The following is a 24156-nucleotide window of genomic DNA, read 5'->3' as shown; positions in this document are numbered from 1 at the left end:
ATTGGCCAAGCAATGCAAGTTCCCTCATATTTTCTTCATAGGAATATGCCTTCGAGGGATGAAAGTATACTCCTCAATAACGGCCCGACTTTACCAATTACAGCCGCTGCCTGTCAACAAAAAACTATTGTCTCGGAGCTTCAAGCCACCTTGAGCATTTGGGACATCGGCCGGCCTTGCCGGCGTCTTTTTTATGCAATTTGATTCTATGTCCGCACTCGCATTTGAACCGAATAAAATCGTCCTGAGGTTTTTCCACCACGGGAGCAGTTTTCTGCTGCAAGGCGGCGGCCGGCGCCGGCTGGCCTACGCGGCTATCGCCACCGGCGGGAAAATGGCTCGCGCTGCTTATGGGATTCAGCTCGGCTTTTGCTCCGTCAGCCGTCGTCAATTGTTTCTCAACTGTCTGCGAATCTTTCGACTCCTGTTTTTCGCCTTTCTTTTCCCCCTCTTTATCTAGTTCTTCCTCGTTTTCCTTTTTCGAGAACATCTGCAAAATCGACTTCTCGTCGCTTTCCATTACCAGCCAATTTTTCTTCAGCATCAGTATCGCCAGCCCCCCCCCTGCCCCCACGCACAAAATATGGGCATAATACGTTATGCTTTGGCCGCTCGATAACGCCTCGAGGATATCAAAAACAAACCAAAGAAGAACCATCCAACAACCTGAAACACTTACCGCCATCGGGCGCGGCAGTAAAACGAAACAGCTCATCGAATCCTCCGGGAAAAGCACGATATACATTCCCACGATACCGCATATAACCGCGCCCGCCCCCAACGCCTGGCCGGAACCAATAGCCAAGTGAATTACCCCCGCCAGCAATCCTAACCCGAGATAAATTGACGGATAGAGTTTATTGCCCAGTTTGGAGCATACGGCATTACCAAAAGCCCACAGGAAAATCAAATTACCTATCACCCTGACAAAGCCCTTGATGCCGACGCCGTGCAGCCAACTATATGTGAACAAACCTGTCCCCCAGCCGTCCAAGACAAACCGCGCCATCGGCCCGGTAAAAACCGGTTTTTCTTCTTTTTCCGCCTGCTTTGCGGCAGCTTCCTCCGCATCTGTCCTTACTCTGAGCACGTCTTCTACCGGGCGATCAATTCCCTTTTGGGACTTTTCGGATGCCTGCTTTTCGGAAGTTGCCACCTGAAGGACAAACACCAAGAATATCACCCCCACTACCAGCCAGTTCGCCACCGGCTGGCGATCAAACGGAGCATCTACAGCGTAAGGTACAAACATGCCTCAGACTCCTCTGGAAGAGAGTTACTTCGGCTGTTTCTTATCTCATAACCCAGCGTTTGTTCTGGTAAATCGGCTTGGTCCTGGACCTGAAAATCGCGTCGCCGCCGATCTTATAGCTTAATTCGAGAGTTTTTCGCAGATAAATTTTGGCCGGCTTACCTGTTTCGTCTTTGGCCGTCGGATGGTCAAGAGCGATTGTTTCATTGCTCAAACCGGCTATAAATATTTTTATTTCCTTAGCGTCAGGGTCAAAATCAGGCCAGATGACGGCGATATCTCTGGTGTTATCTTCACCCTGAAGTATTTTGTTATCGGCATTTTCCAGAGATTCGAGGAACGGGAACTTGCGCTCGTGACGCTTTTTTATCTGCTCAAAAACCGCTGCCGGGGTATCTTTGCCAGCCGGTATAACCTGCAAAGTATCGGTCATCAGCTCGCACTTCGGATAAAAATCGACATCGCGACTTGTCTTGTTGGTAAGCGTTATTATCGTGTACCAATATCGCTTCGATTGCTTGTCACCATCCAACTGTAATACGATTTGCTGCGGGTGCCCAAATGTTACATCTATCGTCCAATCATCCGGCCCCTGCACGATAGCCGGTTCAGGCGCCGCCGTGGATGCACAGGCCGTTACCGCTAAAACAGCTAATATACCGTAAACAAGATTCTTCATCATACGTCCCTCATCATCTTTATTCCAAAACCTAAACAAGCATCTTTTACCTATTTTACACTAAAAGCGGCTGATAGCCAACGATATTTTATTACTTTTTGCCCCGCAGCTTAGAACAAATTTCAGCTTGACAATATACCGCTGGTGTAACTAATTAAGGTTAAATCGGCATAAGCCAAGCCCATTCGTAAGGAAAGAGAGATGAACGAAACAAACATACTTTTGAAGGCGTACTACGAAGCCCTGTATGAGCGTCTGGAAGCCAATAAGAAAGTTTTAGCAGCGAGGATAGAAAAGCTGCTGAAGGAGGAGATTACAAAACAGGGATTCGGGAACTTTGATGAGGAAAAATACGCTGCGTATATGGATGCGTGCTTGGCCTTTGTGGATGAACGGCTGGAAACCTACAATCCGATTGGGATTCAATATACCTTTGACCGCATCAGGGCACAGGAGGCCGCTGAATTGGAGATGCAGCTGAACTGGTACGACAGCCGGGCGGAATTTGAGGTCTTGGTGGAAGCTGCGCGTGCCAAAGCAGAAGTTGAGATGACGGAAGAAAGAATATGGGAACTGACCGATGAGCTAATTAAAGAAGTCGGGGCTTTCCCAGATGGGAGTATTATATCCGCTTACGAGGACAAACCTGCTCTCGGGAAGCTGCCGGACTACATCGTGGCACGAGCAATCGAAGAAACAATCAGGTAAACAAACATTCTTGCGTATTTTTGCTTTTGATAAGCCAGAAATTCGCGGCTATAATTTGGGCAATTGCAGTAAGGGCTTGCAGCTCAACGGTAGAGCGGCGGACTCGTAATCCCAAAGACTGGTTGTAAGCACATTCCCGACAACAGGTTATGGCTCGATTTCGATCTGAAATCGAGGATTACAAGTAGTTAGCAAGTCACGGGGCTGGCTGTATCGGAGGGAAAACGTCAATCAACATTTGCGTCAGCTGCTGAGCCGCCTGACATACCTGCGGTGACATAGGGTCGCCCAGCCGAGTGTGCGCCGGCTGAATACCAACAAAACACACATCTACCTTAATGCTTTGGGTAATCATTTCGGCAAACAAACGCGGCGAAAGAGCATGTGTTGAGAAAACAAATGAGTTTAACCGCTCAGGCCTGAATATTTCTATCGTTCCCGGTGCGGCCTGGAAGTCGACAGCATCAATAATAAGCAGATTCTGCGGCGCCTTCTTTATAATCCGCTGGATATAATTTTCGGGAACGGTGCCGGCATCAATCAATTCGGCAGAGACTATCGCCTGTCGGAGCTGCTGACAGACAACCGGACCAATTCCATCGTCACCTTTTAAGGTATTGCCGATTCCAACTAAAACTGTTTTAGAGCCGCGAAGTTTGTTTAGCTGCTCGAAGAGTTGTTTGGCGGTGGCCATAGCATTTTTACAATTGGATATTCAGCTCACATTTGCACTTTGGGCACAGGATTCGCATAAAATCACTTGTTTCGGGCGACCCGTCGGATTTTGACTGAGGCTGAATATCCTGCGGCTTTGTATGAAGCTGACCGCTTTTGGCAATCAGCAATGAAGGGTTGGTGTAGGCCAAGGGGCCGAGTTTTTCATAAAGCCAGATGAGGTGTTTTTTCGTTCCTATTACTTCGCCGCACTTCTCACATAACTGCAACTCAAATTCGTGAGTTTCGATGGTGTCATTTCTATTCAGCGTGGCCAAGTCCCATTTTTTTGAGAGCTTTATGCCCGTTTCCGTTGTGCAGTTGGCCTCGCAATTGCCGCAAAAGATACAGGTATCATACCGATGGGTTATTTTTCTTACGGGCGGGTCCGCTTCCAAGTCATCGACCATGCTTAAGCATTCGGGAGTCGGACAAGCATTTACACATGCACCGCAGCCAATGCAAGAGTCGAGGTCAAACTCGGGTTTTCCTCTATAATTGGCCGGCACGACACACGGCTTAGCGGGGAATCTGGTAGTAAAACGCGGGGATAAAACCGCCGTTACTGCTTCTTTCAATTCTCTTAACTTTGGTAAACGCAATTTCAAACTCCTGTATTCTGGGCTGAATATTATTTCGTTTTCTTGCCGATGTCCTTTCCGTATTTGTCGACAACGCTGTTCTCCCACAGTTTTACGCCGGAAGCGTAAGCGCCTTTGGCGATTGCATGTGCGGCCGTAGGCGAGGTTATCAGTATAAACACAGCACAGATTATAGCTTTGGCATTCAAGGCCGCTACATTACTGACCAAGGCGACGCCAATCAAAAGTAAAATAGTACCGAGAGTTACACATTTTGTTGAGGCCTGTAAGCGGTTATAAACATCGGGCAAACGGACCAAACCTATACAGCCGGCTATATCAAAGAAAATCCCAATTGTTATCAATATGTATCCAATAATCTCACTCATCGAAGCTTCTGCCCTCCAGGAATTTTGCTAATGCGATAGTACCGATAAAGCTTAACAGCGCCCACGCAAGCGCGATGTTCAGGTAAAAATCCTTTCCCGTCTCCACTCCGATGAGGGCACAAAAACCAACTATGACTATGCCCAATATATCAATAGCCACGGTTCTATCCGGCGCGGTTGGGCCTCGACCGATTCGATACAGGCACAAAAAACAACATAGAAATAAGCCGATATAAAATACTGTTATCATAAGTTTTCTTTCTTTTTTTATTCAAAAATCCTTTTGATAAACCATTCGAATACGCCGGCAATATTTTTTGTTGTCTGCTCGATGTCACCAGACCGGACGTTAATCCAGTGGATATACAAGAAACCGTCATCGGTTAAATCAACCGTCATAGTACCCGGCGTCAGGGTTATTGAATTGGCAAGAGCAGTAATACCGGAGCCGGTCTTTAGACTGGTTTTTATTTTTACAATCCCTGGTTTAATCGGCATCGCAGGATGAAGCACCCTATAAAGCACATCGAAATTAGCTTTTACCATATAATAGAAAAATACCGGCACATACACCAAAAACCAAAACAGCCGCAGCGGCGACAAAAACACATGGTGCTCTTTTGGCAACATCTCATGGAACAAAACCGCAACGCCGGCAGCAGCTATCAATCCAGCTACCACAACCATGATATCAATTTTGCCGTCAACAAAAGGCCAAGTCCAGATAATCCAGATAATAAATCCTAAAATAAAATAAACCAGACGCCTCATAAGTTCAATCCTTCGAAACTATGTCTTAATTAGATTAGCTGAATACAAAAGTCCGTCCGTCAGCACCTTTACGGCCGGGTCAAGAATATTGGCCCTCAAAGACGGCACAATCACAAGCAATCCCATAAGCACACATAGACAAGCCAGAAATATCATAGCAACGAGCATAGAGTTTTTATTTTCCTTAACGGACTGAAGATTTTCAGGTAATTCGCCAAGGAAGACATATCGCTGAACCTTAAGGAACGAAATTAAGGTAACCAAACTCACCAGAACAGTAACGGCGGCTATCGCCCAAAAACCTGCCTGAACCGCGGCCACCACGAGAATCAGCTTGCTCCAAAAACCGTTGAAAGGAGGTATGCCAGCGATAGAGGCAGATGCTACGGTACAGGTTGCGCGTGTTACAGGCATCCTGTCGGCAAGGCCTCCCAATTCTTTTAAATATCTCGTTCCTGTGGCCATCTGGACGGAGCCGCTCGTCAAAAAAAGCAGAGACTTAAATACGGCGTGGTTAACAAGGTGAAATAATCCGCCGAGGATTGCCAGCGAAGCCCAAGCAATATTGCCGCCTTTGGCCAAGATAAGAGCTCCTAATCCGATTCCAAGCATAACATAGCCCATTTGTGAAATGCTGTGATATGCTAAAAGACGTTTAAAATCCCACTGACCAACAGCCAAAAACACCCCAACTATCATGCTCAGGAGACCAAGAACGATTAAAACCCAGCTTATTGGAACAGATACACCAAATACGTTGAAAATTACGCGAACGAGAGCATAAACGCCGAGTGTTTTTATCAACACTCCAGAAAGCATAGCGGAGATAGGGGCCGGGGCTGATGGATGTGCGTCAGGCAGCCATGCATGGAAAGGCACTAAGGCAGCTTTCAGGCCGAAGCCGACAATAAACAGGCACAGGGCAAAGCCAAGGCCGGCATTTAGCCCCGAAGCCTGAATGGCTTTTGAAATATAGGCCATATTAAGTGCGCCGGTATTGCCATAAACAAGAGCAATCCCAAAAAGAATAAATATGGAAGCGATACTGCCGAGGACCATATATTTAAAAGACGCTTCCAGTTCTTCATGCTCACAGCCGAAGCCGACAAGAGCATAGGACGCCAGAGAAGCAATTTCCAAAAATACAAACAGGTTGAATATGTCCCCGGAAAGAACCAGGCCGTTCATACCAGCTACCATAAGCATAAACAGGCTGAGGTATTTTGACTTGGCGGTGTATTGCTCCATATATCTGACGCTAAAAAGCATGGAAGCGGCACTGATGACACTAACGGTCAAAAGCAACAGAGAACTCAAACCATCAAGTACAAGATTGATTCCAAGCGGTATGGACCATTTGCCTATCTCATATACGGCGGACCGTCCAATAGACGCGACAGCCAGCACAAGCAGCGAAATAGTTGCCAGATTGGCCAAGATTGTTGCAGCACCTTTGCCTTTCCTGCCGAATACCGGCAGCACAAATGCGGCCACTAAAGGTATAGCAATGAAAACAGGAAGCGGAACATTCATCCTTTTAATCTCCTTATTTCAGTAATATCAAGGGTGCCGTATTTCTCATATATTCTGATGCACATCGAAACCATCAAGGCCAGAGAACCTAAAGCGATAACGATTGCAGTAAGCACAAGCGCCTGCGGCAGCGGGTCGACCGAGGTATTGATAAAGCCGGCGGTAATCTGTCCTGTTACCGGTTCAAGGTAAGTTTTGTCGATGATTGGCGCTGTTCCTCCAGTTCTGTAGCCGAGCATAATCAGGAAAAGATTGACTGCATATTCCATAACCGCCAGACCGATTACAATCTTTACTATATTTTTTTTGACGACCGTGCAATACAGTCCGACCATAAACAGTAAAAAGCATAACGCATAAGGCATCGTTTTACTCCTTTTTACCTGTTGATACATCAGGTCTAAATATCGAGAGGGTAAGAATTATCAGAAATAGAGACGCACCAACCTTCAAACCAATCGCAATGTTCGACAGCGGGATGGTGCCGGCACTTATAAGTCGTAACGGCTGACTATACCCGACCAGGAAGTTTACGAAGAAAACGCCGCCGAAAACAAAACCCAAAATCGCTATAAGGGCAAAGAGGAAAGCGCCGACGCAATCTAGCTTTGAAGCAAGAGGCAAAGAAAGATTTTCTTCTGCAAATTCTCTGCCGTATGCGAGCATAAGCAGCACATAAGAGGATGCCAGAATCACGCCTCCGGCAAATCCGCCGCCCGGGGTCAGATGGCCAAAAATAACGATGTAAATACCAAACAAAAATATAAGTACTTTGACCCAACTGGCAACAGTCTTTACTATTACCGTCATCCCTTTCATTTGTCCGGTTCCTCCAGCATCTTTTTAGCTTTTTTGCGGAGTATAATTGTTGCCCCGATAATCGAAGTAAACAGCACGGTCGCTTCGCCGAGAGTATCATAGCCCCGATAATCAAGGATAACCGAAGCTACGATATTTGCAGCTCCTGTTTTTGCAAACCCTTCCTTTATATAGGTATTAGAAGCAGCATTTGCTACTTCGGTGATGAGAGGCGTGCCGAAGTCGGGTAAAGTTTCAAAAACTTTTATCCCTGCGAGGAAGATTACAAAGATAATAACTACTGAAATAACTGTCCCAAAAAATTCTCTATCCCCGGTAATGAAAGTAAGGTCGCGAGAGATTGTGGCACGAATCAGGATGATTAACCCCAAAACCTCCACGACAATCTGTGTTATTGCGATATCAGGCGCACGAAGGAACAGGAACATTATAGAAGTTCCGATGCCAATTGCACCGACGCATATTATAGAGCTTAAAAGGTCTTTAGTTTCTACCGCGATAATCGCAGCAATTATCATAAACAGCAGCAAAATATAAAATACGGCCATATTTGCCTCACCAAATCTTACAAAGTATAAACAGGATAATCAGCAATCCCAGCGTTACCCAAGTCAGATACACCGGCAGGATTCCTGAATGCAGCCACCGCAGAAATCCAGTCAAAGCCAGGCCTGCTTTCCCGCCCTGATTGTATAAATCGAAGAAGCCTTTTTCCTGGCCGGCGTAAAGCTGTTTCAGGCCGTTCATAGAAGAAACCGTCTTGTAGAAATGCGTTCCGGGTATCGCCATCTGCTCATCGGCTTGAACCTCACCACAGGTCCACGTAGGCACGACTCTGGCCTTTCTCGCCAAAAACCCGACGAATAAAATTAACAGGCCAAGAATAATACCAAACAGCATCACCGTTGTGGCCAGAATTGAGTCCCACTTGCCAAAAATCACGCCGCCCGGTTCTATATTCAGAGCCGGATAAATAAAAAGTTTAAGCGGCACGTGGTAGAAAATTCCGAAAAATACACATAGCACAGCAAGCACAATCATCGGGAACGTCTGTAAAGGTGAAACCTCCTTCACATTTTTCAACTCCTGCGGCAGGCGGGAGAGGAACACAGAGTGTATCAGTTTAACAAACGACGCCAAAGTAAGTGCGCTTGCAAACATAGCGCAAGTAAGCCAGATAGGCCACAATTTTGCCGCGATACCGGCCTGCGTCGTCCCCATCTCGATTACGCCCTGATAAATCATCCATTTTGAAACAAATCCGTTGAATGGCGGTATGCCGGAAATACTTAAAGCAGCTATCAGGCAAGCAGAAAAAGTAATAGACATTTTTTTGCCCAGCCCGCCAAGTTTGTCAAGCTCGGCAGTGCCGCTTTGCTGCTCGACCGCCCCGCCGCACAGGAACAGGCAGCATTTATATATCGCGTTGTTCAGCATATGGAATACTCCGCCGGCAATCCCCACAGCCGTTCCCGTTGATATGCCGAGAATCATATACCCAACCTGGCTGATGGCATGATAGGAAAGCAGCCTCTTGAGATTGTGCTGAACCATCGCAATCATCACAGCAATAATAATCGTAGCGGCGCCAATCAGTGCAAGGATTAAATTTAAAGCGCCGGACTGCAGAACGAAAATTTGACGAACAATTATCAGGAGCAAGTAAATCCCCAGGAGTTTATCTATTGCAGCAGGCAAAAGTGCCATTACGGAAACGGGGGCATACTCGCCGCTGGCAGGCAGCCAGGTATGCAAAGGCATTGCACCCGCTTTGGTAATGGCGGCTGTCATAAGCAGCAGAAAAGCTATAATGGAAAAAGTCGAAGTGGTCGCAATGCTGATATCCGAGATAACAAATGTGCCTGAAAATATCCATACCATTAATATGCCGAACAACAGGGCGGCATCGGAAGCTCCAATTACCGCGAAACTTTTGGTTGCCGCAAAGTTGGAATTTTTACCGCCTGTAGTTATCAAAAGATACAGCGATGCTGTAACAATCTCCCAGAAAACAAGCAGAAACAAAAGATGATTGGAAAGCAGTATTCCAGCTGAGCCGCCTATGGTAAGAAGAATCGAGCCATAATAGATATTTAAGTGTTTAGCGCCGGCCATTGATTTGAGTGAATACAAGGTTATCAACAGGCCAAAGCCCATAGCGAACATCAACATAAATGTCCCTAAAGGTTTAGCGCTTAGCAGTAAATCTAATTTCAGATTGCCTATTTGAAAAACAGACCAGGCATAATCAAGCCGGCCAAGAGAGAATATGCAGATGGCCTGTACAAATACAAAAGCCGAAATAATTAGTGTTAATACCTTGGGTAATAATCTCACCTTATTCGGCAAAAAAAGCATTACAAAGCCTGCAATCAAAGGCAGAAAAACAGGGATGAGTAAAGTTTTATCCAACTTATAAATCCTCCATCTTTAGTCCCGACGAGCCGAGAACTTTTTGAATCTGTGCTGTTTTTTCGCGGCTCCGCTGTAACAATGTTTCGTAGTTGTGCGTAATGTTATTATGCTGGTCAACCACAGCTAATCTCTCGGTGCAACTGTAGCAGGGGTCAACTGCTGCAAGTGTAAGTGTGACATCGGCAATATGCCCGCCAAGGCACGAAGCCTTGAACGAGGGTACATTAACATAGCTCGGAGCTCTGATTTTATGGCGGACCGGCCTGTTGCCGCCGTCACTGCGAACATAATGGAACGTCTCGCCTCTCGGAGCTTCAGCATGACCGCATCCTTCGCCCGGAGGGATTTCCTTGACTTCTATAGTAACGGGGCCGCCTGGCAGTTTTTTCAGCGCCTGTCTAATCATCTTAATGGATTCAAAGATTTCAAGCAGACGAACGACAGCCTTTGCGAAGACATCGCCCTCGGGCTGGGTAATTACGTTCCAGTCTAAATCTCCATAAGCCGCATAAGGATCATCACGCCTTACATCGATAGCAACCCCGCTGCCTCTGGCTGTTGGGCCTGTTACGGCGTATTTTATAGCGTCTTCTTTGCTCAATACCCCTATACCTTTAAGCCGGGCGTGTAAAACAGGGTCGTCAAGCACCGCCTTGGTGAGCATCTCCATTTTCTTTTCGATTTTATCCAGCTCTTTAAGTATTTTCGGCTTAATATCATCAGAGATATCTTCGCGACAGCCGCCGACCTTGACATTTCCATAATTATTTCTGTTGCCGGTGATTTCTTCGAGCAAATCAAGCACCGGCTCGCGGTATTTCCACGCCCACATAAAGACGGTGTCATAACCGATAAAATGCCCTGCCAGACCTACCCAGAGAATATGGCTGTGGATGCGTTCAAGCTCGTTGATGATTACGCGTATATATTGTGCCCGTTCAGGAACTGTTACACCGGCAATATCCTCGACAGCATTTATGTAAGCCAGCGGGTGCGAAGCTGAACAAATACCACAAATGCGGGAAACCAAAAACGGGACCTGGTCAAATTGCAGCGTCTCACTGATTTTCTCCATACCGCGATGGTTGTAGGATATTCTTACGTCAATATCAGTTACGATTTCGCCGTCCACGGTAAGCTGGAAAAATTCCATTTCCTCCTGCAACGGATGAAACGGGCCAACCGCAAGAATTGGTTTCTTAACAGTTTGTTTCATTTTTTCGCTTCTTTCCTCAACGGATAAACACCTTCCGGCCAATCATCAGCCAGTATTAGTCGTTTCAAATTGGGATGATTCTTAAAATTTATTCCCAACAGGTCGTGTATTTCCCTTTCTATCCACTCCGCGCCCGGCAAAAACGGAGTAATAGATTCAATCGCCGGATTTTCACGGTCTCGAATGAAGGCTTTTACAGTAATCAAACAGCCTAACTGGTCATATGCAAAATGGTATAAAATCTCGAAACAGTCATCGGCATCGATGCCGGTAGCAATCACGAATCTGCAGCCGACATCCTCAAACAGAAATTTGCTGACGGCGAAGCTATTTTCGGCCTCGCATAAAAGGTATATCCTGTTTCTTGGCTTCTGCTCGATAGCTATGAGTTTGTTTTTTATTGTTGATAATCTGCTGTTTAGTTCTTCTATGTTCATATTATATCCTGTTATAGGGCAGACAATGCTTTTACCACACCGGATATCATAGCCTCCGGCTTCGGTGGACAGCCCGGAACGTAGGCAATAATTGCATTAGGGTCAATTTCTTTGATTATTTTATCCACCGGCCCTACCACGTGATAGGCACCTTTGAATATTCCCGTATTACAGGCACAGGCACCCATGCAAAAGACTACACATGGTTTGGGGGTCTGGCGATATACTTCCTGCAATCGCGGAGCCGCCTGACGCGTTACTACGCCTGTTACAAGCAAAGCATCAGCGTGCCGCGGAGAGCCAACCAGCTTGATACCAAATCTTTCGACGTCAAACTTCGGTGTCAGCAAATTAACAATTTCGATATCGCAGTTGTTGCACGCACCGGTATTAACGTGAAATACCCACGGCGATTTTTTTAATGACCATATTTTCCAACTCATAAATTCACCTTACAGCCAGCTGATGCCATAAGCATTGCCTATTAAAGCCAGGATAACAGCCGCAGCTAAAGCAATACCACAATAAACCCAGAAAAACTTCATCGCCTGGTCAATCCGCACACGCGGATTGGTGTTCTTTATCAGGATAATCAAAACCACTACTAATACGTATTTGCCGAGCCCCGCTAATATGCAGGCAGCAATTAAACTAAGTAAAAATAATATATCTATATACTTGCTGAATCTTGCCAGCAGGCCGGTGATGACAAAAGCAATCAAAACTATTACGCCCACAGGCAAAGTGCCAACCACAGGCAAATTGTCAATAGGCGTTGCAAGGCCTGATAAAAAGTCTGCGCTAATACCTCCGAGGAACACCATTACTAAAAACAAAGGCAGCACTACGAGCATCATTGCCTGAACAATCTTCCAAACGGCAAGCAAAACTCCCGAATACTCCATCAGAACGCCGCTGCCAAGCTCGGTTTCCGCCTCAGCTATATCGAATGGAACAAATCCAAGTTTTGCCTGGACACACAACAAGGCGACCAGAAATGCAAGCATTCCGGAAATGCTAAAAACAGGTACCTGCTGAGCAATTGCAACCAAACTAAGCTGTCCGCCGGTTTTTATAATCACCACGATAAAAGCCAGAACCAACGGCAGCTCATAGCTCATAATCAATTTCATTTCCCTGCCTGTTCCGACCGAGGCATGAGGACTGGCGCTGGCGCTGCTGCCGAAAATCAACGCTAAAGACGGCAGAGTCATCAAATAAATCGCCACGATAATATCACCGATGAAAGCCGTCTGGTCGATGGTAATCCGCCAGAGAATTATCGCGAGCAATAACACTCCGGCCAAACCAACAAGCGGCGCTGTCGTAAAAACCGTTCGTTGTGCCTCCTGAGGGATGAGAGTTTCCTTGCCCGTAAGTTTAATAACATCATAAAAAGGCTGAAGAAACGGCGGGCCGACACGCCACTGCACAAGGGCGCTGACCTTGCGAACTATCCAGGAAACAATCAAGCCAAGACCAGCAGAAAATAAAAAACCCGGAAAAATAAAAATCCAGAATAAAAGCTGGAACAAACTCTGTGATGTCTCAGTCATTTATTTGTCTTTTCCTTTTTTTCTTTCCTTAAAAATGGTTCCCACAGCTGACCACCTGCTACTTTGACAACGATACCGTCAAAGACTTCCACCAAATCACTTTCTTTTGACAAATCTACCTCTCTGTAGTCTATGCTTTTGTCCGCACAGGTGGTAACGCATAACGGTTTTTCACCCTTTTTCAACCTACCTTTGGACAAGTCGCAAACGCTGGATGGATATGGTATCAAATCCGTATATATTGTTCCGAACGGGCACGCCATAGCACAGGTGCCGCAGCCGGTGCATAACATATTTGCTCGTTTGAGCACGCCTGCATCATTATTTTTGCTCGGTATTTTCTCTAATGCTCCTTGTGGACAGGCATTTATACACGGTGCTGCTTCACACCTGCGGCATACAAGAGCAAAACGAACCATCTCCAGCAGCGAATCAATCCCTTTATTCTCAGGATGATGCTTATATGAACACCGCACACCGGATTGTCCCTGAGTTGTGCATTTTGCCAAATCAATTATCAGCTTTGCCGCCATACAAAACCTTGCTTCGCTCTTAATCGAAAATGTCGTAATATTTTTCCACCTGCTCGTAGGTCAAGACCGGCCCATCTTTGCAGACATAGAATTTGCCTATCATACAATGGCCGCATTTGCCCACGCCGCAGCTCATATTCTTTTCCATAGAAAGATAAATATCTTGAGGCGCAAACCCGAACTCCACCAGCTTTAGCGTGGCAAATTTCATCATAATCGGCGGACCGCAGACTACCCCGACCGCGTTTTTAATGTCCACGTCGCTGGTTGCAAGGATAGTAGTTACCACACCTACATTGCCCTTCCATGTATCGTCCGCCTTGTCAACGGTGAGCTTCATATCCACACCTGCAATCTTCTGCCAGGGGCCAAAAAGGGTTTTCTTATAAATAAAATCTTCCGGCGTTCTGGCCCCGAACCGGCAAACTACAGATTTGAAGTCTTTTATCCTGTCAACAAGGGTCAAAAACAAAGACCTTATTGGCGCCAAACCCACGCCGCCGCCAACAATGTAAACGTGTTTCCCAACAAAATCATCAATCGGATAACCGTGACCAAACGGCCCGCGAATACCGACTTTTTGCCCTTTTTTGCATTGGTGTAATAAATCTGTTACCCGACCGGCTTTCATAATGGTAATTTCCATCTTTTTGGTGTCTGCCGGTGATGATGAAGGAGTGAATGGCGCTTCTCCGACGCCCGGCATAGTCAGCTCCACGAACTGGCCGGTCTGGAAACGAAATTCTTCTTCCGGCACAACGACAAAACTTTTAATCGTCGGGGATTCATCTATAATATCAACGATTTCACCATTTATGGGTTGGTATAGATTTCGGTTCATTTCTCAACTTTAACTTTAGGTCTGTCCTTTAATTCTTCATTAAGTTTTTTCAAAACTACCCTGATGTCCATTTTGTGAGAATCAGCGTCGATACATCTGCCGCAGCCGACACACATATCTATGCCGTATCTATCAAAGAAAAAAGAAAATTTATGCATCAGCCGGTGTTTAATCCTGTCACCGAGCACTTTACGCGGATTTGCACCGCCGGCCACTTTGGCATAAGCAAGCCGCATACAACTGTCCCACATCTTCATTCTGCTAAAATAATCTTTCTGCTTTGTGTCGTAAAGATAAAAACAGTGACAGGTGGGACAGACCCGTGTGCAGGCCTGACATTCGACACATTTTTGTGATTCAATATCGAAGACGTCGGAATCCACGCCCTTTCCCATAATCTCGTTAACGGGACCATCAAGTTTGTATTCGGCATTGTTTTCTTCAAGCTGCTCGTGGGTACGTGCTCGGATTGAGCCCCTTTCTGTTGATGCTTCAAGGGAAACTTCAACAAATATGTCCTTGTGCTTTTGCAGAAACTCTCTGCCCTTGTCGGAGCCGGCCTCGACAATGAAGCCGTTTTTGACTCTTGCAAGGTTCAAATCAAAACCGTTTTCGGCATAACTTCGGCCGCCAAAGAGGGTGCAGCAGCAACTGCCGCGAGGCTCAAAACAATCGGAGGACACAATAAACATTTTCTCCCGCCTGGCGACGTAGGACTGGTCTTTAAATTCATCTTCCAAAAAGACTTTGTCCAGAATTTCAATCGAGCGCAAATCACAGTCTTTAAGCCCGAAGACAGCAAATGGTTTTATTTCTTCCGGCTCAAGCGGCTCGGGAAAAATCGCAGCAAGCTCACACAGTGGAAACAAAAATTCTTTTATCGGCATACACGCGCGAATATTATTAAACTCCACCTCCTTATTGGAGGAAGGGTCGTATTTAACATATATATAATACTCGCCGCTTTTCTTTGGAACATAAAGTTCCATCTGTTCGGAAACGGCATCTAAAAACGGCTTTAATTCAGTTACAAAAACCATCTCCATCTTTCACCTAATATCAAGCACATCTATTGGCTGGTGTTTGTATGCTACAAAACATCATATGTAAAACACAATCACCGATTCTTCCTGCTGCCAACAACAAATAGCTAACCTTTCACTTACTCAAAAGAAGGGTTTCTATGTTTTCTATTGCCCGTGAAGAAGAGTTTTGACTTTGTCTAAAAGCACTTCCGGCTTTACAGGCTTATTTAAAAATCCTTCCACCGGAAGCCAAGTCTCGTCTCCTGCAGCTGTTTCGAAATCTATACCTGTTTTTTCTTTGACCGAAGTTACCATCAAGATTGGTATGTGTTTATACTCAGGATCATTCTTTAATTCTCTGGAAAGGAGAAAACCTTCACTAGTGGTATTCATCATAACGTCCAAAATTATCAAATCCGGCTTAGCTGCTTTTATTCGCTCCATTCCTTTAGAACTATCTTTAGCGCTATCTGTGGCATAGCCCTGATTTTCCAGAACTACCTTCATCGCCTCGGTAATATCAGGATCATCGTCGATAATTAAAATTCTTTCCTGTCCCATTCTTCACCCTTAAACATTTTACAGTACCATAACTATTCAGTATTAACAATTGGCGTAGTAATGTATTGTAATGTTCCTGAAAAGTCAATACTCAATCTTCCTGTCACTCATTGAATTTTCTCATATGGCCACATAGCCATGCCGCCATCCAACACGCGCACATCATTAAAGCCAGCCGCCTTGAGGACCAGAGCCGCCTCATACCCGCGCAAAGATATCTGGCAAAACGCCACAATCTCTTTGTCCCTGGGTATTTCATCCAGCCGTCCGCGAAGCGAAGCTAACGGAATCAGTGTGGCTCCGGGCAAACGAACTTGTTCATGTTCACCCACTGTGCGTGCATCGAGGAAAAAGAAATCCTTCTTTTCTGCAAGCATTTTATGCACTTCCTCTGCAGATACGCCAACCATATAACCATCGAGTTTATTTCGCGCCACATTTGCCGCTGTTATAATGTTATCCATAGCAGGCGAGTATGGCGGCGCATAACACAAGTCCAGGTTCGCCACCTTGTCAACCGTCATACTGCCTGTGATAGCCGTGGCGGCAATATCGATGCGCTTATCACCATCGCCCGGACCTACAGCCTGTGCTCCAAGAAACCGGCGAGTATCGCTGTCCACGATGATCTTGAGCATAAGCAATTTCACTGTCGGCATGTAGCTGGCCCTGTCCGGGGCAGGTACCAGCGCTGTGGTAACCTTGTAGCCTAATTTCTTGGCCGCCGATTCAGTCAGCCCCGTTCGGGCCACGCAATAATCAAAAACTTTGCACGCAGTGCTTTCCAGAACGCCTGGAAAAGCATCGTTACCGCCACACAAGTTAACCGCAGCTGCACGGCCTTGCTTATTTGCGGTAGAGCCAAGTGGTACGTAGCAAGACCGGCCGGTGAGAATATCTCTGCTCTCCACACAATCACCAGCGGCATATATATCCGGGTCAGAAGTACACATATGCTCATCCACTTTGATGGCACCTGTTTCACCCAGTTCAAGAGCCGCCCGCTGAGCCAAAGCAACATTCGGTCGAACACCAATTCCCATGATTACCATATCCGCAGGAATAGCCCCTTTATCTGTAACAACGGTTTGCACCCTACCGTCACCTTGAAATGATTCAACTTTCGTGTTAATAAGAACTTTCACCCCTTTTGACTCAAGATGAAGCTCAACCAGCTTGGCCATTTCCGGATCCAAAATCCGGAGAGTATGCGGCAGCATTTCCACTATTGTCACCCGGCATCCGCTACTAACTAACGCTTCGGTGGTTTCCATCCCAATCAGACCCCCTCCAACAATGACAACATCTCGGGCTTTGCCTGCCAACAGGGCAGCCCTGATTCCCTCTGCATCTCGAACACCATGAAGGCAGAAGATGTTACTTAGATCATTACCTGGAATAGATGGCCGTATAGGGGATGCGCCAGTGGCGAGCACGAGCTTATCATAGTTAAGGTTAGATTCTACTCCGCTACTGAGGTCTCGAATGCGAACTTCTTTGGCGGTGCGATCAATCTCGACCGCCTCGGTTCGACTTAGCACCCGCACATTTTTGACTTTCTGGAAAAAGACCAGGTCCCGCAGAGCACCCATAGGAGTACTCATGAGCTCCGCATGGTTTTTCACAACACCGGAAATATAGTAAGGAAGGCCGCAGCCGGCATAGGAGAGAAACTCACCTTTCTCGATGACAGTAACGTCGGCCTCTGGCAATAACCGGATGACCTTGGACGCCACCTTTGGACCGGCGGCTACACCACCAATTATGATTACTTTGAAGGCAGCAGCTTTTTCTGCCGGCTTCTCGCTGGCCCGTTCAACCATGGGGAGCTTGAGCATAATTTCTGCACCACCCAGGTCGGCTTTTCCAGCCTGTACCGTTCCGCCGAGCTCCTCGATAACCGCTTTTACGAAAGAAAGGCCGAGCCCTATTCCTGTACGGCTAGAGTCTCTGGCAGCAGGAGTACGATAAAATGGTTCAAAAACTTTTTCACGCAGTCCTTCGGGAATTCCTACTCCCGAATCAGCCACCGAAAGATGAACTATCTGTTCATAAGAGTTTCCAAAAAGAGTAACCCTGATTCGGCCGTTCCCAGATGTGTACTTTAACGCATTATCGACCAGAGCATTGAGTACCTCTGCCAGAGCAGGTTCAGAACCTTTCACATATACCGAGTCAACGTTAGTTTCCACAGTAAACGTTACGTTCAGTTGGAGAGCTTTCTCTTCATAGCGAGCCTTGGCCTTGCGGACAATCGCAGCTATATCGGTATGGCTTAAACCTGCTTTATCCCGGCTGGTCATCGCAGAAACAATTGCCAGCATGCGCCGAACGGTGGAGACCCCTTCTTCACAACGAGCGTTGGCCCGGGCCAGCAAATCTTTCTGTTTTGAAGTCAGAGGACCAGCAGCCTCACTGACAAGCGTATTTAAGATTGTACTAACAGTGCCGATAGGTGATTGCAGCTGATGGGCTATCAGCGAAGCAAATTCCAATATCTCCGATTGGTTTTTTCCTGCCCCTATATTCGAATTAGCTGAGTTTCGCATATAGCAAACGACTTTTCATATTACGGTCATTTGATAAGCACAGCGTCTATCTCACCAGCCAAAGCCGCACAGTCAACCAGTCTTCAAATCAACCGTGTTTATGCCACGTCAGCTAATAAAATAATTGCTATCCTTACTTATTTTCATACGCGCATCTTAGCCGAAAACATCATAGTTGTTTAATTTATACAAAATTTTTCATGCACTGTCAAAGATTAAAATTTATGAGATTATTCTGAAACAAGAGCCTCAAAATTTGTCATAAAACTGATTCTTGGGAATGACTGACACCAAAAATGACACCAATAAAGCCCAATTAAAAGGATGCCCGAAAAACAGGATATTGACAAATCCATATGGAAGCTGTTATGCTGAAAATAATTAGAGTTATTTAAAGGGCTCGTAGCTCAGCGGTAGAGCAGTGGACTCATAATCCATTGGTCCAAGGTTCAAATCCTTGCGGGCCCAGTTTTAGTTTACAGGCAGGGCGATTAGCTCAGCTGGCAGAGCAGCTGACTCTTAATCAGCGGGTCACAGGTTCGATTCCTGTATCGCCCAATATCGTTTTGACTTTTGCCGGATGGTGGCATCTCCTCCTTGCACATCATCATTTATGCCAAGTTCACGGACAGACACCACTAAGAGCTCAGACAGATAATAAAATCATCAGGTGAAGAAGCAAACAACCCTTTGAGATACGACATCGGACATAATTTGTAGTTGCTCTGAGTCTACATCGTAAACTCGAATTACATCTTCATATTTGCTCTCTTCGGGAAAGACATCGGCCAGCAAATTATGCATTCTAAGTAGTCTCTCATTGTTAAATACCACGTTTTCCTTCTGCGGAAAAATGGCCACATAAAAGATGTCACTTTCAACCAAATCCTGAAAGAAATGAGTGCCGAAAGAAAGCTCCGGCATCAGGTTGCCCCCTTCGTAGGCTATCTCTGCCAATACACTTATTCGGTTGATTTCAGCGAAGTTGACCGGCACACCCAGGCTGGGTGTCGTTGTGCCCCATCTGCCGGGCCCGAGCAAAATAGTTGGCACCGTCTCTCTGCTGGTTATGCGCGAGTTCAGCTTTCCTATCAGCCGGGCTACACTGTATTTTTGTGAAATAGACAACTCAACATATTTTGCAGGGTCAACGTAGATAATTCTTTTTAGCGGATGCGAGATGCTGCCGCCCATAATATATCCCTGCGATTCGAAAAGGATTTTTTCCGGCTTGATGTTTTTCGGCAGATGCGTCCCTGCCTTTATACCCTTGGTCTGAAGCGGTCTGCACTGGAGCAGATTAATCCTGAATGTATTATCCTCAGTGAAATTCACCGTGAATTCTATGTCAACAGGATATTGATACCGGCTGTCCAGAGTTTTTAATAGTCTCTGCATAATTGGGGCAAAGTTAGTCTCAGCCAGCAGTTTTTCGAAGGTCAATACCCATGCCTGCCGGCCTTTCACGCCGAGCTCTGCCATTTGCCGCAGAGTGTCGCGGTCCTCGCTCGCCAGCAAATCCAGCTTTATATCGAGGCCTTCATTAATCGCCTCGGTTACGTCAATCGCTCTCAAACAGTTCTCTTGCGTGTCGAGTATATCGATTTTATGCTGCGAGAATCTTTTTGCGTCTTGCCTTTCCACGTAAGGTCTCGACAGCGGCTCATCGAGGGCTATTGTCTGCGGGTAGTCGTCCTCTACTCGCTCTACCGCTCGTGTGCCGAGGCCTAATACCAGCCGAAGCATACCGGCCTTCGGGTCCATCTCAGGCTTCCACACAAAGGTATTGTAAGATACTCCCACACCGGCAAGGTCGGGAAAGAAGTATCGCTTCTTGTAAGAGCCGGACACCCTTTGAACAAGCAGCGCCATCTGCTCATCCTGCTCGCTAAGCCCTCTTTCCAAACGATAGGCCAGCGCGCCTTCATCCATAGTGCTTGCATAAATTCTGCGAATTGCTTCTTCAAATTCAGAATAACGCTGTTCCGGGCTGCCTTGATTTACAAGGAACAGGCTTTCGTATTTGCCCGCAAAGGCATTGCCGAAAGAATCTTCCAGAAGACTGCTTGAACGCAGGATAATAGGGGACTGGCCGAAATACTCGATTAACTCCTGGAAACGCTCGCGAATTTGGCTGGGAAACTTGCCGCGCAGCATGTTTTCTTTCAATTCAGGCGCCGCTTTGAAATAACCTTCCTTCGTCTTTTGCTCCATCAGCAGTTTCCACCAGCCGTTTTCAACTATATAGCTGTAGAAAATATCTGAGCCGACGTAGAAGGAATCATGCGACTCAAGATACCCGCTCCAGTCAAAAGACTTGTCCAGCGACAGAATCTTTTGCGCAATCAGCATACCTGCGGCCTTGCCGCCGATAAAGCCGCTTCCTATCAGCCTGCTCTTTATCGTAACAAGGTCTTCTACGGAAAAACTGTCCCTTGCGAGATTGGACATCCTTTTCTCACGCCCAACCATTATCCTGCAAAGCTCCCCCACCAGTTCCTTAGCGCCCTTCGAATCAGGTGGGGCTTTTGCCATGCTGTCGGCCTTCATAAATAAACGGTCCCAGTAGTCCAAAGTCCTTGCTGAGCCGTTCCGGTCTTTTTGGGAAATCTGGGACAAAACTCTGCTGGCGTCAACGCTGCTTGTTATCGGCAGAAAATCTTCCCCTTCCTGAAGATGCGGAAGAAACATCGTATGCGAGTAGCGGTTCCAAACCTTCAGGGGGTGCACGTAATAGCTTTCTTCGAAATTATACACATCCAGCAATAGCTGTGTCGTCTCGCGAATGCGGGCGACCGTTTGAAATGAGTGATAATTCCGTAGTATCGCAAAGTATGCGATGGTGTCCAGCTCGAATAGATAAGGACACGTGACCTTAAAGAAATTGCCTATCATCAGGTCCGTTGCCCATGCGCTTAGCAAATCCGAAAGACAATCGAACACATAGTAGGCTTCTCTGCCTTCCTTCGAAATTATAGTATGGATACCCTTGGAGAAACTCTCAAACCCGCTGCTCGCATCGAGCTGATAAACCGTAATCTTCGGCTGGTTCTCTATCAGAGGCCTATGCTGGGCAAACCTCATATATACTATATTGCGATTGTCCTGTAACGCCTTCGCTACGTATGGATTCAGAAAATGACGGTAATCGTCAACGCTGTCCACTTGCCATACGACGTTGTCGCCTTTTTTCAAATCGCAAAGCAGCTTATCCAGCCCCGCCAGTCCTGTACTTGCCCACGCCATAGATTATCCCTTTTTATTACGGTATCGTTTGTAGTCGATTCCAAGCTCTTTGACCTTGTAGCTTATGATTCTCGCAGTTGTTTTCAGATCGCGTGCTGTAAACGCCAGATTCCCGTTGCATCGTTTTAGCGCATCGATTATCAAATCTCGCTCGAATAAATTTGTCCTTTCCTCTAAGGAGCCTGTCCCTATAGTCCCTGATGTCTCGGACGTTTGCAGCGTCGGTGGCAGATGATGTCCGTGTATTACGCCGTCGCTGCTCAAAAGTACCGCCCGTTCGATGCAGTTTTCCAGTTCACGGACGTTGCCGGGCCATTGATAAGACACCATCAGATTAATCGCGGATGTGCTTATCCGCCGTATCTCCTTGCCCATCTTCTTTGAGTAAAGTTCAGTGAAATGGTCGGCCAATAGCAGAATGTCGTCCTTGCGAGACCGTAGCGGTGGCAAAAAAATCGGAAACACATTTATCCGGTAATAGAGGTCCTGCCGAAAACTCCCCTGCTCGACTGCCTTTTCCAAATCGTGATTTGTCGCCGCGATAATCCTCGCGCTGGTTTTCAATGTGCGGTTGCTTCCGACTCGCTCGAATTCACGCTCTTGAAGAACGCGAAGCAGCTTCACCTGAATCGTAGGCGAAAAATCCCCAATCTCATCCAGAAATATAGTCCCCTCCCCTGCCTCTTCCAGTCTTCCCTTTCGAGTCTGTATTGCCCCGGTAAAAGCCCCTTTTTCATGGCCGAATAGCTCACTCTCAAGAAGGTTCTCGTTCAAAGCGGCGCAGTTAATTTTTATAAAAGGGTTTTTTGCTCTCGAACCGGTATAATGAATTGCGTGAGCTACGAGTTCTTTACCGGTGCCGGACTCGCCGCGTATGAGAATGGTGGTATTACTGTTCGCGACCTGTTGAATCTGGTGATACACATCACGCATTGCGTTCGAATTGCCTGTCATGTTTTCAGGCCGGAATTTCCCTTCCAGCTCGCTGCGTAACCGCAGGTTCTCGTCTTCGAGCATTTGCCTTTGCATGGCGGCTTCTCGTCGCGATTGCACATTATTGGCAATCATGCTTGCTACGATGCTTAGGATGCGCATCTCATCATCGAACGGCGCCCTTTCTTCGAAAGGCCTATCAACCGAAATTGTCCCAATCACATCGTCGCCGACGGAAATCGGTACGCAAATGAAACTTAATTCCTGTTTCGTTACATTCCATCTTTCGAAGCGGTTCAGAAACAAGGGCTCTTGGGAAACTCTCGGAACGACCATCGGCTTGCCGGTTTGCATAACTTTTCCCGTTACGCCCTCTCCGATTCGATATGTAATCCGCCGGCTTTGTTCTTTTGAAAAGTTATGTGCCGCCTCGATTCTAATTTCTTCACTGTCCGGCACAAGAAGTGTAATTGTGCCCCTGTTCAAACCAAGATCTCTATCCAGCATATCCAGAATATCAGCCAGCGCCTGCTGCTGGCGAGTGCCGGTTACGAGAATCTGACTGACCTTATAAAGGGCTTCGAGCTGCTTTACATTATGTACTTCATTTGCTTGCAAAAGCGTGCCTTTTTTTGTCATTTGTTAACCATTTCTTAGCGTTTTTGCGCACTTTTAGGCTATTTTTCACCAATTTTTACCACTTTCCGAGCATTTCTTATTAACAATTATGTTACATATTTGTAACATGTTCAACCAAAATCTCAAAATATTTTTCCCAGCTAAAAATTAATAATCGCATATAATATTACTTAACTATAGTAAATACAAGGAAATATAACACCTCTCTTCGTCAAAACCTTCGTTTCTCAGCAACAAACAGCAGTATCGACATAATAATAACATAAATGTACCTTTTTAGAAATAAGCTACATAATTGTCGCATTATATCGCCTGCCATTCGCCCAAATACAAATCATATCTCTATGCGTGATAAGTAGTTACGACCTATCAAGCAGTGTTGGCACAATCGTTGCTTATAAAAAGAGTAATTGCACTAGCGATGACAGCCATAGATAGAAATCTGAAAGGTGAATAATAGTAAGGTTGAGAAGGTTTGGTAGTTTGGGTTTAGGGCTAATAGTGCTGGCGTTTCATCAGGAATGGCAAGAAAGACCTTTCGCTATCCAATATAGCCCTATTCTTTGAAAATTGCGGCATGGATACTCTAAAAAACAAGTTACGTATAATTACTAGAAGAAAGGAGCTTAACAATGCGTTATTGCAAAAAATGTGCGATGCCTGATACGAGGCCCGGTTCTATTTTTGATAAAGAAGGTGTTTGTCGGGCGTGTCGTAACTATGAAAATCGCAAAACCATTAACTGGGATGAGAGGAAGA

General features: G+C 46.2%; 25 protein-coding genes and 2 tRNA genes. 4 read left to right on the top strand and 23 right to left on the bottom strand.

From position 1 onward, the window contains the following. Positions 1-124 precede the first annotated feature (124 nt). Positions 125-1252 (bottom strand): rhomboid family intramembrane serine protease, encoded by a 1128-nt coding sequence (locus PHG53_09170; protein ID MDD5381787.1) that lies wholly within the window; start codon positions 1250-1252, stop codon positions 125-127. 40 nt (positions 1253-1292) lie between these two features. Further along, on the bottom strand, positions 1293-1934 hold the full coding sequence (locus PHG53_09165; GenBank protein ID MDD5381786.1) for a hypothetical protein: 642 nt from the start codon (positions 1932-1934) through the stop codon (positions 1293-1295). A 198-nt stretch (positions 1935-2132) separates the two neighbouring features. Here PHG53_09165 and PHG53_09160 point away from each other — a divergent pair, with 198 nt between their 5' ends. Further along, positions 2133-2639: a hypothetical protein gene (locus PHG53_09160; GenBank protein ID MDD5381785.1), complete on the top strand. Its 507-nt coding sequence runs from the start codon at positions 2133-2135 to the stop codon at positions 2637-2639. A 196-nt stretch (positions 2640-2835) separates the two neighbouring features. Here the strand turns inward: PHG53_09160 and PHG53_09155 are convergent, their stop codons facing one another. The 19 genes from PHG53_09155 to PHG53_09065 all read right to left on the bottom strand — a co-directional run bounded on the left by PHG53_09155 (position 2836) and on the right by PHG53_09065 (position 18579). Beyond that, positions 2836-3333: a hydrogenase 3 maturation endopeptidase HyCI gene (locus PHG53_09155; protein ID MDD5381784.1), complete on the bottom strand. Its 498-nt coding sequence runs from the start codon at positions 3331-3333 to the stop codon at positions 2836-2838. Positions 3334-3340: 7 nt separating this feature from the next. After that, on the bottom strand, positions 3341-3955 hold the full coding sequence (locus PHG53_09150) for a 4Fe-4S binding protein (GenBank protein ID MDD5381783.1): 615 nt from the start codon (positions 3953-3955) through the stop codon (positions 3341-3343). 29 nt (positions 3956-3984) lie between these two features. Then, on the bottom strand, positions 3985-4323 hold the full coding sequence (mnhG, locus tag PHG53_09145) for a monovalent cation/H(+) antiporter subunit G (protein MDD5381782.1): 339 nt from the start codon (positions 4321-4323) through the stop codon (positions 3985-3987). Beyond that, a complete protein-coding gene (locus tag PHG53_09140) occupies positions 4316-4573 on the bottom strand; it encodes a cation:proton antiporter (GenBank protein ID MDD5381781.1) in 258 nt (85 codons plus the stop codon). Before PHG53_09140 ends, mnhG begins: the two co-directional genes overlap by 8 nt. 17 nt (positions 4574-4590) lie before the next feature. Continuing rightward, complete coding sequence (locus PHG53_09135; GenBank protein MDD5381780.1) at positions 4591-5094, bottom strand: Na+/H+ antiporter subunit E; 504 nt, start codon at positions 5092-5094, stop codon at positions 4591-4593. An 18-nt stretch (positions 5095-5112) separates the two neighbouring features. Further along, entirely contained in the window at positions 5113-6627 is a 1515-nt protein-coding gene (locus PHG53_09130) for a proton-conducting transporter membrane subunit (GenBank protein ID MDD5381779.1), read from the bottom strand. Then, complete coding sequence (locus PHG53_09125; protein ID MDD5381778.1) at positions 6624-6992, bottom strand: sodium:proton antiporter; 369 nt, start codon at positions 6990-6992, stop codon at positions 6624-6626. The genes PHG53_09130 and PHG53_09125 overlap by 4 nt, the downstream gene beginning before the upstream one ends. 4 nt (positions 6993-6996) lie before the next feature. Beyond that, the gene (locus PHG53_09120; protein ID MDD5381777.1) at positions 6997-7446 is read right to left on the bottom strand and encodes an MnhB domain-containing protein; all 450 of its coding nucleotides are present in this window, start codon (positions 7444-7446) and stop codon (positions 6997-6999) included. Then, positions 7443-7994: a DUF4040 domain-containing protein gene (locus PHG53_09115; GenBank protein ID MDD5381776.1), complete on the bottom strand. Its 552-nt coding sequence runs from the start codon at positions 7992-7994 to the stop codon at positions 7443-7445. The genes PHG53_09120 and PHG53_09115 overlap by 4 nt, the downstream gene beginning before the upstream one ends. A 7-nt stretch (positions 7995-8001) precedes the next feature. Next, positions 8002-9858: a proton-conducting transporter membrane subunit gene (locus PHG53_09110; GenBank protein MDD5381775.1), complete on the bottom strand. Its 1857-nt coding sequence runs from the start codon at positions 9856-9858 to the stop codon at positions 8002-8004. Between the two features lies 1 nt (position 9859). Continuing rightward, on the bottom strand, positions 9860-11077 hold the full coding sequence (locus PHG53_09105) for a nickel-dependent hydrogenase large subunit (GenBank protein ID MDD5381774.1): 1218 nt from the start codon (positions 11075-11077) through the stop codon (positions 9860-9862). After that, a complete protein-coding gene (locus PHG53_09100) occupies positions 11074-11514 on the bottom strand; it encodes an NADH-quinone oxidoreductase subunit C (protein ID MDD5381773.1) in 441 nt (146 codons plus the stop codon). The genes PHG53_09105 and PHG53_09100 overlap by 4 nt, the downstream gene beginning before the upstream one ends. Before the next feature lie 11 nt (positions 11515-11525). After that, positions 11526-11957, bottom strand: a complete 432-nt coding sequence (gene nuoB, locus PHG53_09095) for an NADH-quinone oxidoreductase subunit NuoB (GenBank protein MDD5381772.1) — start codon at positions 11955-11957, stop codon at positions 11526-11528. A gap of 9 nt (positions 11958-11966) precedes the next feature. Further along, on the bottom strand, positions 11967-13070 hold the full coding sequence (locus PHG53_09090; GenBank protein MDD5381771.1) for an NADH-quinone oxidoreductase subunit H: 1104 nt from the start codon (positions 13068-13070) through the stop codon (positions 11967-11969). Beyond that, positions 13067-13603, bottom strand: a complete 537-nt coding sequence (locus tag PHG53_09085; protein MDD5381770.1) for a 4Fe-4S dicluster domain-containing protein — start codon at positions 13601-13603, stop codon at positions 13067-13069. Before PHG53_09085 ends, PHG53_09090 begins: the two co-directional genes overlap by 4 nt. 19 nt (positions 13604-13622) lie before the next feature. Beyond that, positions 13623-14444 (bottom strand): FAD/NAD(P)-binding protein, encoded by an 822-nt coding sequence (locus PHG53_09080; GenBank protein MDD5381769.1) that lies wholly within the window; start codon positions 14442-14444, stop codon positions 13623-13625. Continuing rightward, positions 14441-15490, bottom strand: coding sequence for a 4Fe-4S dicluster domain-containing protein (locus tag PHG53_09075; protein MDD5381768.1), 1050 nt, complete (start codon positions 15488-15490; stop codon positions 14441-14443). Before PHG53_09075 ends, PHG53_09080 begins: the two co-directional genes overlap by 4 nt. A gap of 144 nt (positions 15491-15634) precedes the next feature. Next, entirely contained in the window at positions 15635-16030 is a 396-nt protein-coding gene (locus PHG53_09070) for a response regulator (GenBank protein MDD5381767.1), read from the bottom strand. Between the two features lie 107 nt (positions 16031-16137). Continuing rightward, a complete protein-coding gene (locus tag PHG53_09065; protein MDD5381766.1) occupies positions 16138-18579 on the bottom strand; it encodes an FAD-dependent oxidoreductase in 2442 nt (813 codons plus the stop codon). Between the two features lie 396 nt (positions 18580-18975). Between PHG53_09065 and PHG53_09060 the strand changes: the two genes are divergently transcribed. Continuing rightward, positions 18976-19047 (top strand) — tRNA-Ile (locus tag PHG53_09060). A gap of 17 nt (positions 19048-19064) precedes the next feature. Continuing rightward, positions 19065-19137, top strand: a tRNA-Lys gene (locus PHG53_09055). A gap of 108 nt (positions 19138-19245) precedes the next feature. Here the strand turns inward: PHG53_09055 and PHG53_09050 are convergent. Together PHG53_09050 and nifA are read right to left on the bottom strand one after the other, a co-directional pair. Next, complete coding sequence (locus PHG53_09050) at positions 19246-21825, bottom strand: PEP/pyruvate-binding domain-containing protein (protein MDD5381765.1); 2580 nt, start codon at positions 21823-21825, stop codon at positions 19246-19248. Positions 21826-21828: 3 nt separating this feature from the next. Continuing rightward, positions 21829-23397 (bottom strand): nif-specific transcriptional activator NifA, encoded by a 1569-nt coding sequence (gene nifA, locus PHG53_09045; GenBank protein ID MDD5381764.1) that lies wholly within the window; start codon positions 23395-23397, stop codon positions 21829-21831. A 632-nt stretch (positions 23398-24029) separates the two neighbouring features. Here nifA and PHG53_09040 point away from each other — a divergent pair. Continuing rightward, positions 24030-24156: N-acetyl sugar amidotransferase (locus PHG53_09040; GenBank protein ID MDD5381763.1), on the top strand; the 127-nt coding region annotated here is incomplete at its 3' end.

The sequence above is a fragment of the Phycisphaerae bacterium genome (assembly GCA_028714855.1).
Lineage (GTDB): Bacteria > Planctomycetota > Phycisphaerae > Sedimentisphaerales > Anaerobacaceae > CAIYOL01.
The sequence above is the reverse complement of the archived record's forward strand: the minus strand, read 5'-3'. Positions and strand labels throughout refer to the sequence as shown.

What these genes read in the sequence shown, in the direction of transcription:
- PHG53_09170 (MDD5381787.1), bottom strand. Translation starts at nt 1,252, where the DNA reads ATGTTTGTACCTTACGCTGTAGATGCTCCGTTTGATCGCCAGCCGGTG.
- PHG53_09165 (MDD5381786.1), bottom strand. Translation starts at nt 1,934, where the DNA reads ATGATGAAGAATCTTGTTTACGGTATATTAGCTGTTTTAGCGGTAACG.
- PHG53_09160 (MDD5381785.1), top strand. Translation starts at nt 2,133, where the DNA reads ATGAACGAAACAAACATACTTTTGAAGGCGTACTACGAAGCCCTGTAT.
- PHG53_09155 (MDD5381784.1), bottom strand. Translation starts at nt 3,333, where the DNA reads ATGGCCACCGCCAAACAACTCTTCGAGCAGCTAAACAAACTTCGCGGC.
- mnhG (MDD5381782.1), bottom strand. Translation starts at nt 4,323, where the DNA reads ATGAGTGAGATTATTGGATACATATTGATAACAATTGGGATTTTCTTT.
- PHG53_09140 (MDD5381781.1), bottom strand. Translation starts at nt 4,573, where the DNA reads ATGATAACAGTATTTTATATCGGCTTATTTCTATGTTGTTTTTTGTGC.
- PHG53_09135 (MDD5381780.1), bottom strand. Translation starts at nt 5,094, where the DNA reads ATGAGGCGTCTGGTTTATTTTATTTTAGGATTTATTATCTGGATTATC.
- PHG53_09130 (MDD5381779.1), bottom strand. Translation starts at nt 6,627, where the DNA reads ATGAATGTTCCGCTTCCTGTTTTCATTGCTATACCTTTAGTGGCCGCA.
- PHG53_09125 (MDD5381778.1), bottom strand. Translation starts at nt 6,992, where the DNA reads ATGCCTTATGCGTTATGCTTTTTACTGTTTATGGTCGGACTGTATTGC.
- PHG53_09120 (MDD5381777.1), bottom strand. Translation starts at nt 7,446, where the DNA reads ATGAAAGGGATGACGGTAATAGTAAAGACTGTTGCCAGTTGGGTCAAA.
- PHG53_09115 (MDD5381776.1), bottom strand. Translation starts at nt 7,994, where the DNA reads ATGGCCGTATTTTATATTTTGCTGCTGTTTATGATAATTGCTGCGATT.
- PHG53_09105 (MDD5381774.1), bottom strand. Translation starts at nt 11,077, where the DNA reads ATGAAACAAACTGTTAAGAAACCAATTCTTGCGGTTGGCCCGTTTCAT.
- PHG53_09100 (MDD5381773.1), bottom strand. Translation starts at nt 11,514, where the DNA reads ATGAACATAGAAGAACTAAACAGCAGATTATCAACAATAAAAAACAAA.
- nuoB (MDD5381772.1), bottom strand. Translation starts at nt 11,957, where the DNA reads ATGAGTTGGAAAATATGGTCATTAAAAAAATCGCCGTGGGTATTTCAC.
- PHG53_09090 (MDD5381771.1), bottom strand. Translation starts at nt 13,070, where the DNA reads ATGACTGAGACATCACAGAGTTTGTTCCAGCTTTTATTCTGGATTTTT.
- PHG53_09085 (MDD5381770.1), bottom strand. Translation starts at nt 13,603, where the DNA reads ATGGCGGCAAAGCTGATAATTGATTTGGCAAAATGCACAACTCAGGGA.
- PHG53_09080 (MDD5381769.1), bottom strand. Translation starts at nt 14,444, where the DNA reads ATGAACCGAAATCTATACCAACCCATAAATGGTGAAATCGTTGATATT.
- PHG53_09075 (MDD5381768.1), bottom strand. Translation starts at nt 15,490, where the DNA reads ATGGAGATGGTTTTTGTAACTGAATTAAAGCCGTTTTTAGATGCCGTT.
- PHG53_09070 (MDD5381767.1), bottom strand. Translation starts at nt 16,030, where the DNA reads ATGGGACAGGAAAGAATTTTAATTATCGACGATGATCCTGATATTACC.
- PHG53_09065 (MDD5381766.1), bottom strand. Translation starts at nt 18,579, where the DNA reads ATGCGAAACTCAGCTAATTCGAATATAGGGGCAGGAAAAAACCAATCG.
- PHG53_09050 (MDD5381765.1), bottom strand. Translation starts at nt 21,825, where the DNA reads ATGGCGTGGGCAAGTACAGGACTGGCGGGGCTGGATAAGCTGCTTTGC.
- nifA (MDD5381764.1), bottom strand. Translation starts at nt 23,397, where the DNA reads ATGACAAAAAAAGGCACGCTTTTGCAAGCAAATGAAGTACATAATGTA.